Below are 16,562 nucleotides of genomic sequence, written 5' to 3' on the forward strand. Positions count from 1 at the left end.
TACCCCTCATTCCTATGGGCGTTCCCACAGATTAATTCCGCGGGTTGAGGATGTCGCGTAGCGCATCCCCGACCAGATTGATCGCCACAATCAGCAGCAGCAGTGTCAGCCCCGGAAAGAAGCTGATCCAATAGTCGCCCGACATCAGGTATTCAAAACCGTTAGCGATCAGCAGCCCCAGCGACGGCTCCGTCACGGGCAGCCCAATCCCCAGAAACGAAAGCGTGGCTTCCAGCATGATGGCGTAGGCGATGCGCATCGTTGCCACCACGATCAGCGGTGCCAGACAGTTCGGTAAAATATGGCGAAACAGGATGCGGCGGTTGGGCAGCGCCATGCTGCGCGCCGCGTCCACGTAGCTGCGGCGACGTTCCACCAGCGCCGAACCGCGAATCGTGCGCGCGTAGTAAGCCCACTGCGTCACCACCAGCGCCATGATGATCTTATCAACCCCTTGCCCCAACACCGCCAGCAGAATCAGCGCGATCAGGATGGGCGGGAAACTGAGCTGGATATCGACGATACGCATGATCGTCGCATCCGTTTTTCCGCCGACATAGGCGCTAATCAACCCGAGCGAAGCACCAATCAGCAGCGCAAACACCGCACTGGAGAAGCCCACCATCAGGCTGATGCGGGTGCCGTACAGAATGGCGCTGAACAGGTCGCGCCCTTGATCGTCCGTCCCCAGCCAATAGGTCATGCCCGCCATGCTCTGCGCACCCGGGGCGAGTCGACCATCCATGATATCGAGCTGCATCAGATCGTAGGGATTCTGCGGCGACAGAAGCGGGGCAAGCATTGCCAGCAGCACGAAAACCGCCAGCATAATCAATCCGCACAGCGCCAGCCGATCGTTGAGCAGCGCCATCACAACGCGCATTACCGGGTGAGCATTTTTTTGCACGGCAGCGGGCTGGTGTATCGTATTCCCCGTCATCCCTTGTCTCCTCCCAGCCGCACGCGCGGATCGACCAGCACATACAGCAAATCGACCAGCAGGTTGATCACGCTGAACATCACGACGGTAATCATCAGATAAGCCAGGATAACCGGACGGTCGAGCACGGCGATCGAATCGATAATCAGCTTGCCCATGCCTGGCCAGGCATAAATGGTTTCCGTCACCACGGCGAACGCGATCAACGACCCCAGTTCCAGCCCCAGCACGGTAATCAGCGGAATGAGCGTATTGCGCAGCACATGAACCAGTACGATGCGGGTTTCCGACAGCCCTTTCGCACGGGCAAACTGCACATAGTCCTGTTGCAGACACTCCATCACACCCGCGCGCATCAGGCGGATAACCAGCGAGATTTTAAACAGCGCGAGGTTAAACGCAGGCAAAAGCAGGTGTTCTAAACCATCGCGGGTCAGAAAACTGAATGGAATACCGAACAGTTCATCGGTATCGCCCCGGCCTGACGACGGCAGCCAACCCAGCTTCACGCTGAACAGCATGATCATCACCAACCCAATCCAGAACGTAGGCAGGCTAAAGCCGAGGATGGAGAAAGTCATGATGGATTTGGACACCACGCTGTCCGGCTTTAGACCCGCGTAAATCCCCAATGGGATACCGACAACCAGCGCCATAACGAACGCCACCATCGCCAGTTCGAGCGTGGCAGGCATGCGCTGAAAAATCAGCGTCAACGCGGGTTGGTTAAAGATAAAAGAGTTGCCCATGTCGCCCTGCAAGGCGTTCCAGACAAACAGCCCGTACTGTTCCCAGACAGGCTTATCCAGACCGAAGGACTGAATCACCGCCAGCCGTTCCGCTGGCGTGGCCGTCGCGCCCAACAGCATATCGACCGGATTACCGACCAGATAAACCCCTACAAACACCAGCACCGACATAACAGCCAGCGTCAGCAGCGTTTGTCCGATTCGGCTTAGCAGGTAGGCTACCATTAGCGCCCCCCGGAACCGTTTAGTTCTTCAGAACCCTTGAGGTCTTCAGAAGCGTTTCCTTCTTCAGAAGCATAATGGCTAAGGCGCTCGGCAAGTAGCCCGAGAAACCCTTGTTCGTCGATTTCCCGCATGACCAGCGCATTTTCCGGTTCACCCAATTTGTCATAGAAATCGGCAAACGCGTAACCCGCCGTCTTACCGGCAACTTCTACGCCTACGTGAGCACGTTTTGACGTGAAGAGCGCTGGCTTTAGCAACCACGCAATAACGGTCGCATCATGAATCGGTCCGCCTTCACGGCCAAAACGTTCCACTTCGCTACGGTCAAACGTACGCAACAGCGCCGCCATCGCCTTGCCCGGCGCACCACCGCGACGTTCGATCTCATCAACCTGTTCCGTCTGAATCAGCGCCTGAAAGGTCATATCCAGCGGCATGATGACAACGGGAACGCCGGAAGAAAAAACAATTTCCGCCGCATGGGGATCGGCATAGACGTTGAAATCAGCCCACGGTACGCGATTCCCCATTGCGGTAAAGGCGCAGCTCATGGACACAATTTGTTTGATGCCGCGCGCGACATCAGGGTGGAAGCACAGCGCCAACGCCAGATTGGTCATCGGGCCGATCGAACAAAGGGTGATTGGATTATTGTCGGCTGCGGCCTGGCGCGTCATCCGCACCAGAAAATCGACAGCGTGTTCCTGTTCCGGCGACAGCGTACTTTCCGGCACCCAGTCAGAGGAAAATGTGCCAATATGGGCGTATTTACCAAAAACCTGTTCGCGAATGAGCGGGCGTGAGGCACCTGCAAAAATGGGCACATCGATTCTGCCCGTCAGGGCAACCACGTTGCAGGCGTTCTGTAGCGTGGCGGCAAGCGGCACATTACCCGCCACAGCGGTGATACCAAGAACGTCCAGTTCAGGCGAAGCCAATGCCAGCCAGATGGCTATCGCATCGTCAACGCCGGGATCGGTATCAATAATAATGCGTTCTCGAACCATGTCAGACACCCTCTCCATAGCGGCTCAATAGGTCAGCAAACAGCTCGACAACCTGTTTGGCATTAACCCCCGTCACCACATCCACATTCGGCTGACGGTCAGTTTTTCCGTACCAGTCGGCAACGGTCTGCCCCATGCACAGCTCGCTTTCCTGCTCAATGTAAACGCTGGCTTTTTCCGTCGTGAAGCAGTGCGGCGCCAGCACCCAGGCAATGACCAACGGATCATGTAGCGGGCCGCCGCGTGAACCATAGCGACGGATGTCATTGCGATCCCAAAACGCCATCATTTCACCTAACGGCGCAGAAATGCGTCCAGATAATGCAAGAAAACGCGCCACTAATTCCGGCGTCAAAATCACCTGATGCGTCACATCCAGCGGGAGTGCAACGAGGGCAATCGATGAATCAAACACCACCTTCGCCGCCTGCGGATCGGCGATCATATTAAATTCAGATGTCAGGCTACGGTTGCCCGCTTCCCGATATGCGCCGCCCATCATCACAATGCGCGCAATACCGTCGGCAATCTCAGGCGTCATACGCAGCGCCATCGCCACATTGGTTAATGGCCCTAACGTACACAGCGTGATCGGTGTACCGTCAGCGATCGCCCGCCGACACTGCTCGATAATAAAATTCACCGCATGCTGCGTTTCGGCCTGCTTTTGCGGCACAGGCAGCACCGTCTGGCCCAATCCGCTTTCGCCGTGGAACTGGCCGTGGATCGGTGCACGCAACAACGGCCGGTGGCAACCGGCAAAGACCGGGATATCCGTCCGCTGACCTAATTCAACAATTTGCAACGCATTATGCACTGTCTTTTCCAACGGCTGGTTACCGCACACCGTGCAAATACCGCGAATATCCAACTCTGGTGCCACAAATGCACTTAATAGCGCAATCGCGTCATCTATCCCCGGATCACAATCAATAATAATAGGTAACGCACTCATCCCTCGGTGATTCCTTTTCTCTTTTTAATAGGTACAGCAAAGCGTCAAGGTGCAGCCCCCACCTCTACAGCGTGAAAATAACAAATGTGTTTATCAGAGGGAATCGACAGACGCCAGAACGTCAGCGATCTCCTTACGCGCTTTTTCATCCAGCGGCAGTTGAGGCGGCAACGGATCGCCTACCGCAAATCCCTGCAATTGCAGCGCCGCTTTAATACAGCCAGCAATGGAATAACGGGCAAAGATTTCATTGATGCGCCACAGCGGACGCTGAAGCTCCATTGCTTTGTTCCAGTCACCCGCGCGGGCAGCCTCATACAAAGCAATACTCTGTTTGGGAACGATACACGCCGGGCCAGCCATCCAGCCCACGCCGCCAATCAGCATCACGCAGGCGGGAATATGCGCGGACGCAGAGAAGACCTCCATCCGGCCACGGGTACGTTCGATAATGGACAGCAAGCGCCCGGTATTGGTCGAGGCGTCTTTGATGTAGCTAATATTGCTGACATGGCTCAGACGTTCGATGACGGGCAAACTCAAATCGGAGCGCTGGAACTGCGGATTGGTGTAAAGCACCACCGGTTTACCCTGTGCGGCTTCGGCAATGGCGCGGAAATACTGTTCGACGCCTTCGTCTTTCAGGGGAAAATAGGCTTCCAGCACGGCAAGAATGCCATTCGCACCCAGTTCGACGTAGCGTTTTGTTTGCTCAACGGCATCCTGAATGGTGGTAGAGGCGACACCAGCGATAACCGGCACACGGCCTGCCGTTGTCTCGATCACCGTTTTGACCACATCCAGACGCTGAGCCGCAGAGAGATAGGCAAATTCGCCGGTGCTGCCTAACGGTACGACGCCATGTACACCGCATTGAATAAGATGTTCAGTGAGCTGCGCCAGAACGGGCTTATCGACCTGACCATCGGGCCTGACGGGTGACACCAAATAGGGAAAAACACCGCTAAATGTATTCACACCGCTCTCCTTGTTATCGGTAATAAGGGGTGAAAACCTCACCCCTTTTGGGTCATGACTGAAAGGTAACTATTTTGCGGAACGGACGAAGTACGGCAGCGTGTAGGCATCAGAACGGCCCACATAAGTATACTGCTTTTTCATCGCCCAGGTGTTGGACAGGAACATCACCGGAATGACACCCAGATCGTTCATGCCAATGTTCATCGCCTCAGCCAGCAACGCATCACGTTTGGTTTCATCCAGAGTGAGACGCGCTTCGTTCAGCGTTTTATCAAAGACAGGACTGGAATAGCGACCACGATTACCTTGTCCCGCATTGGGGCCAAAGGTTTCCAACAATGGCCCCAATACGCCAGAAGCTTCCCCGGTTTCAATCGCGGCCCCGCCCATGATCAAGCTAAATTCCTGACGAGACGCACGTGAGAAGTACACACTGCCGGGCATCGTGACCACTTCGGTTTTGATGCCGGCGCGTGTGAACATTTGGCCAATGGCCTGAGCAATTTTAGAATCATTAGGATAACGATCGTTCGACGCGTGGAAAGTCAGCGTGAAGCCGTTGGGGTAACCCGCCGCCGCCAGTTCCTGTTTGGCTTTCTCCGGATTATAAACCGGCGCAGGAATGGAGGCGGAATAGCCTGGATACCCCTTCGGTACAAGCTGAGAGGCAACAACAGCCTGCCCCTCCATCACACGGTCGACGATTGCCTGGCGATTAATCGCTAAAGACATCGCCTGGCGCACTTCTTTTTTTAGTAATGGGTTTTTACCATCAGGACCTTTGGCGAACGGTGATTCATCTCGCTGCTGGTCCATGTGAAGGTAAATAACACGATTCCCTGGTGTTGAAATCGTTTTTAACTGCTGATTTTTTTCAATATTACTACTGTCGGCTGTTGGAACGTTTTCAATCATGTCCACATCACCGGATAATACGGCTGCTACTCGTGCACTACTGTTTTTAAATACACGGACAGTAACGTTGTCCCACTCTGCTTTTCCTCCCCAGTAATCATCGTTACGTGCAAGGACTACCCGGTCGTCCGGCACCCAGGAAACAAATTTGAATGGCCCTGTACCAATCACATCTTTTCCTGAATTCAACGTTTCCGTCGGGACGTTCTCAAGTCGGGCTGGTAAAATCGAAATCCGACTTAAATTATTCAGCAGCAGCGGCGACGCCTCTTTTGTCTTAATCCGCACCGTTAAAGGATTAATTTCTGTTACGTCAGCAATGTCGCTGACGTAAGGTGCGTAAGAGCTAGGGCTGTTTTTCGATGCCAGCGCAATACGTTTAATGCTGGCAATCACATCTTTAGCCGTAAAATCACTGCCGTCGTGAAACTTGACGCCAGGACGCAATACAAATTCCCACGTCTTGTCGTCAATCACTTTCCAACTGGTTGCCAGGGCAGGTGCAATCTGCTGTTTTTCATCCTGTACAACCAAACCGTCAAAAATATTGCGCGCCATTGCGCTATTCGCTCCACCCACATAAAACTGCGGATCCATGGAAGTGGTGGAGGACGCTAAACCGATATTCAGGTCGGCGCTATAAACCAAAGGTGAAGATGAAAATAAAACGGTAAACAATAACGCCAGCGTTGATTTCTTCATTCACTAACCCTCTATTCCATGATTGAGTACTGATGAAGTGTATTAAATCTTATGATTGTGAGTCTATGCGCCAGATTGGATAATGAAAAATTGCATTTTGTGTTAAATTGATAACTAAATGTTATGTTTAAAGGTGACGAGCATGCGTATCAATCCCCGTCAGGTTGAAGCCTTTCATAAAGTCATCCTCACCGGGGGCATCACGGCTGCCGCCAACATGATGTACATCACCCAGCCCGCGGTCAGTCGGCTCATTAAAGACTTTGAAGATGCGTTGAATCTGAAGCTGTTTGACAGAGACGGACGTGGCCTGATTCCACGCGCCGAGGCGATGAAGCTATATCGGGAAGTCGAACGTCTTTACTTTGGGCTGGATCAAATCGGGCTGATTGCCGATGAAATTCGCCACGCCAAGGGCAGCGTCCTGCGCATCGCCGCCGTCCAGGCGTTCTCGTTTCTTTGTTCTGATCAGGTTGTCCCTACCTTACTCAAGAAGTACCCCGATCTTTCCCTGTTTTTAGACATCGAAAGCAGCAGTTGCATTACGAATGCCATTTCTGAAAATCACTATGACGTGGGTTTTATTTTTGGCCAGCCGGGCATTAAAGGTCTGGAGGCCGAACCCCTGGCGGACGCCAGCGCTGTCGCGGTGTTAGCGATGAATCACCCACTTGCCACAGCGGATGAAATTACACTTGCCGATCTGGCTGGTACGCGCGCGATTCTGCCAGGCAGAACCACGCCGCTGCGGGCGCAGATCGATATCTCCGCCAGAAAAGAGCAAATTTATCTGCATAACCCTATCGAAACCTCGATGGCTAACTGCTGCACGCTGGCGTCAAGAAACGTCGGCATCGGCGTGGTGGATTTTATTACCGCGCTAAACAGCCAGTCCCCCGTTATCGTTAAGCCTTTCAATCCTGATATAAAAATGGCGTATTGCGCGGTTTATCCCCCCCAAATTCCTCGCAGCCAGGTGGTAAATCACATCACGCAGGTTATGAAAGAAAAAATAACGAATAGTCTGGAATTAAAATAACTGCCAGCCAAAGCTGTTATTTTATTAATGTATTTATTGAATAATGACGATTGGGGAATGGATTTATAAAAAATAAATGACAATATGATTAATTTAATAAAAATAGCCATCAATGATGGCTATTCAGCGTTATATCTCTCTAATCAGGTATTCAGCACAAATTTCTCAATCGCGTAAGCGACGCCGTCTTCCATGTTAGTTTTAGTAACGAACTGGCTGGCTTCTTTCACTTCGTCGATGGCGTTGCCCATCGCGACGCCGATACCCGCATAGCGAATCATCGCCAGATCGTTCTGCTGGTCGCCCAGCGTCATGACGCTTTCGCGTGGAATACCGAGGTGCTTCGCCAGCATCTTCACGCCTTCACCTTTGTTGACGCGCTTATCCAAAATTTCCAGATAGTATTCGGCGCTTTTCATGATGGTATAGCGTTCAAAGGCTTCCGGTGGAACCTGGCTAATGGCGCGATCCAGAATCTCTGGTTCATCAATCATCATCACTTTCGGGAACGTCAGGCTGCGATCCATTTCTTCCACCGCACGATACTTCAACGGCATCCCGGTCAGGTGGGATTCATGGATGGTATAAGGACTGATGTCTTTATTGGCGGTGTAGACAAAATTGAAATCCAGCGCGTGGAAATGGACGCCAAGTTTGCAGGCCAGCGCTTCGAAATAGAGATAGTCGTCGAAGCTCAGCGCGGTTTGCGCTACGCAGTCACCGTTGACCGTACGCTGCACCAGCGCACCGTTGTTGGTGATGCAGTAACAGCCTTCCTGCTGCAAATCCAGCTCCATCAAATAGCGCTCAACGCCGATGTAGGGGCGGCCAGTAGCCAGCACCACCTGTACGCCTTTCCCTCTGGCGGCGGCAATCGCGGCTTTTACCGCAGGCGAAATGTGGTTTTGGGGCGTCAGTAACGTCCCGTCCATATCAATAGCGATCAGTTTTACAGACATAGTTTTTCCAGCATCAGGTTATCTGTTTTCATGCTAACCCGATTCAGTGATGAAGTCGTTAGTGAAATACGGCAGGGTGACAGGCATATGACACGCAACGTAAAAAGCCGTGCGGTTAAGCACGGCCCTGTGACCAACGTTTCCTGCAATCGCCGTTATAGTTCGGTACCGTTGCTGGCGATCACTTTCTTATACCAGTCAAAGCTCTTTTTCTTCGAGCGCTTGAACGTGCCAGTGCCATCATCGTGTTTATCCACGTAGATAAAACCATAGCGCTTGTTGTACTGACCAGTCGTAAACGACACACAGTCGATACAGCCCCACGGGGTATAGCCCATCAGTTCCACGCCGTCTTCCATGACAGCTTTCTTCATCTGCTCGATATGTGCTTTGAGGTATTCGATGCGGTAATCATCGTTAATACTGCCGTCAGCTTCCGCCTTGTCTACTGCGCCAAAACCGTTTTCGACGATGAACATCGGTTTCTGATAACGCTCGTAGAAGCTGTTCAGCGTATAGCGCAGGCCAACCGGGTCGATCTGCCAGCCCCATTCCGATGCCTTCACATGCGGGTTTTTCACGCCGCCGTCAAAGCCCGTAATTGCATCTTCTTTTTTCTGGCCTTTTGCCGCCAACTGCACCGCGCTGCTCATATAGTAGCTAAAGCCCAGATAATCCGTGCAGCCTTCACGCAGCGTCTGTTCATCTTCCGGCTGCATATCAATCTGATAGCCTTTGCGCGCCCACTCTTTCAGGATGTAAGACGGATAGTAACCACGCAGTTGCACATCACCGAACAGGTGGCGCTCACGCATCGCTTCCTGTGCAAACATCACGTCATCCGGATGGCATGACCACGGATAGATCGGCACCAGCGCCAGCATGCAACCAATTTTGAAGTTCGGGTTAATCTCATGACCCAGCTTTACCACTTTCGCACTGGCGACAAACTGGTGGTGCAGCGTTTGGTACATCGCCTGCTCTGGCTTATCGTGATCGGTGAAAATCACGCCGGAACAGCAGTAGCCAAACAGCGGATATTGCCAATTACGCTGGTTGTTGATCTCATTGAAGGTCATCCAGTATTTCACTTTGGACTGATAACGCTTCATGACCACTTCGCTGTAGCGCACAAAGAAATCCACCACTTTACGGTTCAGCCAGCCGCCGTACTGCTTAACCAGATGATACGGCATCTCGAAGTGGGACAGCGTAATCACTGGCTCGATGTTGTATTTCAGTAATTCATCGAACAGATCGTCATAGAATTGCAGACCCGCTTCATTCGGCTCCAGCTCATCACCATTAGGGAAAATACGTGTCCAGGCAATCGAGGTACGAAAGCATTTGAAGCCCATTTCAGCGAACAGGGCGACATCCTGCTTATAGTGGGAATAGAACTCCACCGCCTGATGATTCGGATAGCTAACACCAGGCTGTACGCCATCCGTAATCACACGATCAACGCCGTGAGCGCCGCCGGACAGGACATCGCAGATACTGACGCCTTTTCCGCCTTGATCCCAACCACCTTCAACTTGATGCGCCGCTACCGCGCCGCCCCACAGAAAGTCTTTCGGTAATTGTTCAACAGACATCTTGTTTCCTTTTCGTTAGTTCAGATTTACATGTTATTCATTTATAAGATTTTTCAGGGAGGCTATTTCCCGATGCAGTTGAATCATCTCTTCCACCAGTTCATGACATAGCATGGCGTTCATCAGGTGATCTTGCGCGTGAACCAGAATCAGGTTGACCGGGATTTTCCCGCTGCCCTCATCGGCACCAATCAAGGCCGTCTGGATTTGATGGGCTTTGCGCGCCGCAACGGAAGCCGTGTTCAGCAGTTCCTCAGCCTTGTCCCAGTCATATTTTCTGGCGGCGCTCAGCGCCTCCATTGAGCTAGAGCGTGCCTCTCCCGCATAGATAATTAGTTCCATTATCGTGGTTTCATCGATCACCATTGACGGCCTCCTCTGCTGTGCCCGCTTCTTGTTCGATCAGCTGACGTTCATACATTTTGAAGAAGGGGTAATAAATTAAGGACGAGACGACAATCAGTACCCCCACCAGCACTACCGCACGCCAGTCCCATCCCGTAGACCAGGCTGCGCCAATCGGGCCCGGCGTTGTCCAGGGAGCAAGAGAAATGACGCGATGCACCAAATCGGTTTTTAACGCGATATAGGCAAGGGTGGCGTTCACCAACGGCGCAGTAATAAACGGGATAAACAGCAGCGGGTTCATCACGACGGGTGAACCAAAAATCACCGGTTCATTGATGTTAAACATGCTCGGCACCACGGCCAGCTTACCGATGGAGCGCAGGTGAGCAGAACGACTGCGCAGATAGAGAAAGACCAGCCCCATGGTCGCTCCCGAGCCGCCTACTGTGATGAAAAACTGCCAGAAGGGTTCAATAAAGATTTTGGTGATCGGTGCGCCCGCGTTAAACGCTTCCTGATTGATCCCTAAGTTGGTCAGCCAGAACGCCTGCAAAATGCCGCCGACGATAACGGCACCGTGAATCCCGGCAAACCACAGCAGGTGGCAGAGCAGCACCGCGATCAGGATGGCAGGCAACGAATCAGATGCCGAAATAATCGGCGCAAAGATGGCCATAATCGCCTGCGGTAGCAGCATGCCGAACTGGCTCTGCATAAACAGGCTAAGCGGGAAAAGCGTCAGGAAGATAGCAAGAATCGGGATCAGCAAATCAAAAGACTGGCGTATTTTCGGCGGTACTTGTTCCGGCAAGCGGATGCCAATATTGTGCTTCTGCAAAAAATGCATCAGCTCCGTCGAATAGATCGCCACAATAATCGCGGTGAAAATCCCTTCGCCGCCCAGCGACCCAACTGGCAGGCTTTTGTCGATTTGCGGTGCCGCTACCACCATAAACGACATCAGCGCCAGACTGGCCGCCATAAAACCGTTCATTTTATAGCTCTGCGCCAGATTATAAGCGATGGCGCTGGTGATATATACCGCCATAATACCCATCGTCATATTGTAGGGCATCATGATTTGTTCGCCGTGGCGTTCCACCATCCCCAGCCACCACTGCGCAAAAGCCCATTCACTATTCGGGCTAAAAGGCGGATGAGCGAATAACATCATAAAAGAGCCGACAATTAAGAAAGGCATGGAGGCAATGAATCCATCCTTAATTGCCACAACATGACGCTGACTGGAAAGTTTCGCCGCAACCGGGCTAATACGGTTTTCAATAACGTTGAATAATGATTCAGTTAATTTACTCATTATCCCTCCCGTTATATTAGTTGATCATCGCCAGAGCATCGTTAAGGACTTTCTCCCCATTCATCATGCCGTAATCAACCATATTAATAACCGCAATCGGCTTCGCTTTCTCGTCAGCTATTGCTTTGAATTCAGGAAGCTTATACTTAATTTGCGGGCCAAGAAGGCAACAGTCATATTGATCAATCAGTTCATTAAACTCTTCAAAACCCACGGCTTTTATCTCAACAGCGATCGCTTTTTGCTCGGCGATCTTTTCCATCCGCTGTACCAGCATGCTGGTAGACATTCCTGCTGCGCAACAGAGTAAAATCTTATTCATACTGCACCTCACCGTCCGTTTTTTATTATTCAAGCAAGACGAAAAATAATATGCAACCGGTTTCATATTGTTTTTACTGTTTTTTGAAGGCGATCATAAATAGCGAAATCAGGGAATATTTTTATCCCCATAATCTCTATTGATGATAAAAAGGAGGAGATATCCCTATAATGACGACATCAGGCAGTACAGGAGAACGGGAAAGTGCGATGGTAACCATGCTCGATGTAGCGAAAAAAGCCGGTGTCTCCAAAGCCACCGTATCACGCGTGCTGACAGGGAATAACTACGTCAGTAAAACTACACGGGATCGGGTATTCCAGGCGATCGAAGAGATTGGCTACCGGCCCAACCTGCTGGCGCGCCAGCTCGCCACGAGCAAATCGCAAATCATTGGTTTGGTCGTGACCAATACGCTATACAGCGGCCCCTATTTCAGCGAATTGTTGTTCCAAACGGCGACGATGACGGAAAAATATGGTCGGCAGCTCATCATGGCGGATGGCAAACACAGTGCCGAAGAAGAACAGGAAGCGATTCAGTTCCTGCTCGATTTACGCTGCGATGCCGTCATTATCTATCCGCGCTTTCTTTCTATCGATGCGCTGGAAAGCATTATCGAACAGCATGAACAGCCGATCATGGTTGTTAACCGCACGCTACATCAACACAGTGATAATGGCATCTGCGCCGACCACCAGCAACACTGCCATAATGCCGTCAATTACCTGATTGCGCAGGGTCACCGTGATATTGCGTTTATCTGCGGATCGGCGAATTCTCCCACCGGCGCGAGTCGACTGGCGGGATACCGGCAGGCGCTGGAAGAAAACGGCATTCCCTATAGCGACAGGTTGGTGGCATCTGGCGACTGGACCCATGACAGCGGCTATACGGCAGCAAAAATCCTGCTGCAACAGGCGACCGCTTTCAGCGCACTGATCGCCAGCAATGACGATATGGCGATTGGCGCGGCAAAAGCGTTGCGCGAACACGGCCTGACGATTCCGCAGGATGTTTCACTGCTAGGGTTCGACGATTTGCCGATGGCCTCATGGTTCTACCCGCCGCTCACTACCGTACACGTCCCCGTCGCCGAGATGATTAACTATACCCTTGAGAAACTGCTGTGCCGCCTGGAGGGTGAAACCGTCGTGCCTGTGCCTGACTTCAAGGGCGAATTGATTATCCGCGATTCCGTCAGCAAAGGCCCTGCCGCTTAACCTCCCCACTCACTCGGTGAGGTGTCACGCCTCACCTCGCATCCGTTATCACATTGATGCCCGTTTATGACCGCGCTGATTTGTGACATTTTCGTGAACAGCCTAAAGAGACCTTTTTTCCCGCCGATAATTAAATTGTGATTTAAATTACAAAAACATGAGTCATATAAAGGAATGCCCCATAAAAACAAAGGATTTTAATGTATTGATTATTTTATGAAAAAGTCGCCTTTCGGCGCTTATATCTCAGGGGATATTACGCATATGTCAACAACACTGCCATCGACTCATCATAGCACCCCATCCATCTACTCCTCACTAAGCGCGTCAAAAAGAAAACTCAGTACACAGATGCTGATGCTCCTGGCGGGGGTCACCACTATCGCCCTCGGTTTTATTGTCACTATCGGCCTACTGATCTGGCAATCCGGCCAGCAACAAAAGACCATCGCACAGCAGTATCTTGAGCAAACGGCGTATACCAACAGCTATCTGATTCAGCAGAAACTGGATGACGCGCTACATGCGGCACGCAATCTGGTGCAGAGCGTTGTCAGCCTGCAAGAAGCGGGAAACGCCGACCGGAAAACCGCAGAAACACTGCTGAAGAATGCGCTGAAAAGTCACCCTGATTTCCTTTCGATGTCGCTGGCATGGGAACCTGATGCGTTCGACGGCAAAGATCGGGAGTACGCTGGCCAGCCCGATCAGGATCCGCAGGGTCGCTTCGTCCGCTATGTTGACCGCGATACCGCAGGCAACATTGCACTGCATAATCTGGTGGATTATGAAACACCCGGCAGCGGTGATTACTATCTGCTGCCGAAGAAACTCCAGAAAGAAGTAATTCTGGAACCGTATAGCTACCCTTACAACGGCGTTGATGTCCTGCTGACCTCCATTGCCGTGCCCATCATCATCAACAATAAGTTTTACGGTTCCGTCACCGCGGATTTTGCGCTGGATACGCTGCAACAGCTTACCAACAACATAAAACCCTATGAGGGAACGGGCTACGCCCAATTGCTGTCCCACTCTGGTGCCTACATTGCTCACCCCGATAAAGCGCGGGTGACCAAAAAAATTGAAAACGATCCAACTCTGCTTGAGCATGTCACCACAGGGCAGCCTTATCAGATTGAACGTGACAGTCCCGTGCTGAACACGTCCGCGTTTAACGTGTATGTGCCAGTCACCATCGGTAATACTGGCACACCCTGGATGCTCGGCCTGTCTGCCCCCGTTAATGTGGTGATGGCGGAAACGGTGCAACAGCGTAACGTGGCGTTGCTGCTAATGGTGTTAAGTATCGTGGTGGTTTCCGGCGTACTGGGTGTCATCTTTAATCGCAAGGTCGCTCGCCCTATCGGTGGGGAACCTTCTCAGGCGGCACAGATCGCCCTGTCCGTCGCACAGGGTGATCTGACGCAGATCATCCCCGTACAATCGAAGGACGACAGCAGTATTTTTTATGCCATGAACGCTATGCAGGCGCAGTTGAGGGATATCGCCGAGCAGTTGATTAGCACCAGTGAATCCGTCAGCCACGGTGCGACGGAAATTGCGGCAGGCAACACCGATTTGGCCTCACGTACCGAGCAGCAGGCAGCAGCTCTGGAAGAGACTGCCGCCAGCATGGAACAGATTACGGCGACGGTGAAACAGAATGCGGATAACGCCCATAACGCCACAACGCTGGCGCAAAACGCGGCCCACATCGCTCAGAAAGGCGACAAGATTGTCGGTCAGGTTGTTCAAATCATGGGGGAAATCGACGATAGTTCGAAGAAGATTGCCGATATTACCAGCATCATAAACGGTATTGCGTTTCAGACTAATATTCTGGCACTCAACGCAGCGGTAGAAGCCGCCAGAGCGGGCGAACAAGGGCGTGGTTTTGCCGTTGTTGCCAACGAAGTGCGCAACCTCGCGCAGCGTAGCGCCAGTGCCGTAAAAGATATCACTGCGCTGATTACGGAATCCGCCAGCCGCGTCGACAGCGGCGTTACGCTGGTTCAGAGCGCCGGTGAGACCATGCAGGACATGCTCCGTGCAGTAACGTCGGTAAAAGACATCATGGATGAGATCGTCTCCGCATCGGATGAACAATCGCGCGGAATCAGTCAAGTGACGCAGGCCGTTCACGAGATGGACGGCGTCACCCAGCAGAACGCCGCACTGGTGCAGGAAGCGACGGCTGCCGCCGCATCGCTGGAAGAACAAGCCAGACAGCTTGCGCAAACCGTGCTGGTATTTAAACTCTCTTAACCCGTGCCGTCCCAACACCTACCACGCCAGGCAGTGCGGTAGGTGTCGAGGTTTAGGCGTTGCTAAACAGCCGATCATAAACATGCTGTAGATGGCGCTCCATGCAAGCACGCGCACGCACGGGATCACGCTCCACAATCGCCATGGCGATATCATGGTGATCTTGCTGTAACGCTACGGGAAAATCCTCCTGCGCGTAGTGGCTTTCCAGCCGGACAAAGCGTGAACTTGTGCGTTTGTTCCACAAGTTTTCCACCATGTCACGTAGCACTTCATTACCGCTCATTTCACCAATCAGCAAATGAAAGCGCTTATCTTCGCTCAGAAATTTTTCATCGTTAGCATTGAGCTTTGCGAGATCCTGCATAATCTCCATTAGCTCGGTTCGTTGATCTTCGCTACCGTTGCGCGCCGCCATTTCCGCCAATAACCCTTCAAAAGCCTGACGAGCCAGAATCAATGATTTAAGGCTGAATTCCTCCTCTGGTTGCGACTGCGCAGCCAGAGGCAATGGGTTGCTGACAAACACGCCGTTCCCCGTGCGAATCTCGACCCACCCGGTAATTTCTAGTGCAATCAATGCTTCACGGATCGAAGAACGACTTACATTGAGCTGTTTAGCCAAATCCCGCTCTGAGGGCAGCATATCTCCCGGTAAAAACTGCCCATTCTGAATGCAGTTAATCAGCAGATTTGATATTTGACGGTACAAACGCTCCACTTTGAGCGCGGGTAAATCCATAACTCCTCCAACCGACTTCAGGCTTGCGTGGGCTGTACGATTCTGAGGCGAATCTTAACATATGCGGAGAGTTCGCTCGCCTCTTTCATCTACGGTGACCATGACGCACAACAAAAGATAATGAGAAATACATCACAGTAATGAACGTCATCTTACGAAATACTTTTCAAGGTCTGGTGGCCTGACCACCAGACCATTAATCCACCCCAACAATATTGCTCCATAAAATATTCCAGGGTTCTAAAAGATTCTGATTGCTGTTGAGGATAAA

15 protein-coding genes are annotated in these 16,562 nt (G+C 52.0%); 3 read left to right on the forward strand and 12 right to left on the reverse strand.

The features are described 5' to 3' along the window. Positions 1 to 31: 31 nt before the first annotated feature. The 6 genes from ACKQAD_RS09505 to ACKQAD_RS09530 all read right to left on the reverse strand — a co-directional run bounded on the left by ACKQAD_RS09505 (position 32) and on the right by ACKQAD_RS09530 (position 6,474). Complete coding sequence (locus tag ACKQAD_RS09505; RefSeq protein WP_409159940.1) at positions 32 to 940, reverse strand: ABC transporter permease; 909 nt, start codon at positions 938 to 940, stop codon at positions 32 to 34. Beyond that, positions 937 to 1,914 carry an ABC transporter permease gene (locus tag ACKQAD_RS09510; RefSeq protein WP_409159941.1) on the reverse strand — a complete coding sequence of 326 codons (978 nt, stop codon included), beginning with the start codon at positions 1,912 to 1,914 and terminating at the stop codon, positions 937 to 939. Before ACKQAD_RS09510 ends, ACKQAD_RS09505 begins: the two co-directional genes overlap by 4 nt. After that, positions 1,914 to 2,921 (reverse strand): nucleoside hydrolase, encoded by a 1,008-nt coding sequence (locus tag ACKQAD_RS09515; protein ID WP_409159942.1) that lies wholly within the window; start codon positions 2,919 to 2,921, stop codon positions 1,914 to 1,916. The genes ACKQAD_RS09510 and ACKQAD_RS09515 overlap by 1 nt, the downstream gene beginning before the upstream one ends. A gap of 1 nt (position 2,922) precedes the next feature. Beyond that, positions 2,923 to 3,876, reverse strand: a complete 954-nt coding sequence (locus ACKQAD_RS09520; RefSeq protein ID WP_409159943.1) for a nucleoside hydrolase — start codon at positions 3,874 to 3,876, stop codon at positions 2,923 to 2,925. 93 nt (positions 3,877 to 3,969) lie between these two features. After that, positions 3,970 to 4,854 (reverse strand): dihydrodipicolinate synthase family protein, encoded by an 885-nt coding sequence (locus ACKQAD_RS09525; RefSeq protein WP_409159944.1) that lies wholly within the window; start codon positions 4,852 to 4,854, stop codon positions 3,970 to 3,972. A gap of 69 nt (positions 4,855 to 4,923) precedes the next feature. Beyond that, the gene (locus ACKQAD_RS09530) at positions 4,924 to 6,474 is read right to left on the reverse strand and encodes an ABC transporter substrate-binding protein (protein WP_409159945.1); all 1,551 of its coding nucleotides are present in this window, start codon (positions 6,472 to 6,474) and stop codon (positions 4,924 to 4,926) included. A gap of 142 nt (positions 6,475 to 6,616) precedes the next feature. On the opposite strand from ACKQAD_RS09530, the gene ACKQAD_RS09535 reads away from it, so the two are divergent. Next, entirely contained in the window at positions 6,617 to 7,513 is an 897-nt protein-coding gene (locus ACKQAD_RS09535) for a LysR substrate-binding domain-containing protein (RefSeq protein WP_409159946.1), read from the forward strand. 143 nt (positions 7,514 to 7,656) lie between these two features. On the opposite strand, the gene yidA is transcribed toward ACKQAD_RS09535, so the two are convergent. The 5 genes from yidA to ACKQAD_RS09560 all read right to left on the reverse strand — a co-directional run bounded on the left by yidA (position 7,657) and on the right by ACKQAD_RS09560 (position 12,058). Further along, a complete protein-coding gene (gene yidA, locus ACKQAD_RS09540; RefSeq protein WP_409159947.1) occupies positions 7,657 to 8,472 on the reverse strand; it encodes a sugar-phosphatase in 816 nt (271 codons plus the stop codon). 155 nt (positions 8,473 to 8,627) lie between these two features. Further along, complete coding sequence (locus ACKQAD_RS09545; RefSeq protein WP_409159948.1) at positions 8,628 to 10,070, reverse strand: 6-phospho-beta-glucosidase; 1,443 nt, start codon at positions 10,068 to 10,070, stop codon at positions 8,628 to 8,630. Positions 10,071 to 10,103: 33 nt separating this feature from the next. Continuing rightward, positions 10,104 to 10,436, reverse strand: coding sequence for a PTS lactose/cellobiose transporter subunit IIA (locus ACKQAD_RS09550; protein ID WP_409159949.1), 333 nt, complete (start codon positions 10,434 to 10,436; stop codon positions 10,104 to 10,106). Next, positions 10,423 to 11,736, reverse strand: coding sequence for a PTS sugar transporter subunit IIC (locus tag ACKQAD_RS09555; protein WP_409159950.1), 1,314 nt, complete (start codon positions 11,734 to 11,736; stop codon positions 10,423 to 10,425). Before ACKQAD_RS09555 ends, ACKQAD_RS09550 begins: the two co-directional genes overlap by 14 nt. Before the next feature lie 16 nt (positions 11,737 to 11,752). Continuing rightward, entirely contained in the window at positions 11,753 to 12,058 is a 306-nt protein-coding gene (locus ACKQAD_RS09560) for a PTS sugar transporter subunit IIB (protein ID WP_409159951.1), read from the reverse strand. A 209-nt stretch (positions 12,059 to 12,267) separates the two neighbouring features. On the opposite strand from ACKQAD_RS09560, the gene ACKQAD_RS09565 reads away from it, so the two are divergent. Both ACKQAD_RS09565 and ACKQAD_RS09570 read left to right on the forward strand, forming a co-directional pair. Then, entirely contained in the window at positions 12,268 to 13,281 is a 1,014-nt protein-coding gene (locus ACKQAD_RS09565; RefSeq protein WP_409160015.1) for a LacI family DNA-binding transcriptional regulator, read from the forward strand. Between the two features lie 264 nt (positions 13,282 to 13,545). Continuing rightward, positions 13,546 to 15,549, forward strand: a complete 2,004-nt coding sequence (locus ACKQAD_RS09570; protein ID WP_409159952.1) for a methyl-accepting chemotaxis protein — start codon at positions 13,546 to 13,548, stop codon at positions 15,547 to 15,549. A 52-nt stretch (positions 15,550 to 15,601) separates the two neighbouring features. Here the strand turns inward: ACKQAD_RS09570 and ACKQAD_RS09575 are convergent, their stop codons facing one another. Next, positions 15,602 to 16,291, reverse strand: a complete 690-nt coding sequence (locus ACKQAD_RS09575) for a FadR/GntR family transcriptional regulator (RefSeq protein ID WP_409159953.1) — start codon at positions 16,289 to 16,291, stop codon at positions 15,602 to 15,604. Positions 16,292 to 16,562: the final 271 nt, after the last annotated feature.

Source organism: Pectobacterium artocarpous (assembly GCF_046159765.1).
Classification (GTDB): domain Bacteria; phylum Pseudomonadota; class Gammaproteobacteria; order Enterobacterales; family Enterobacteriaceae; genus Pectobacterium.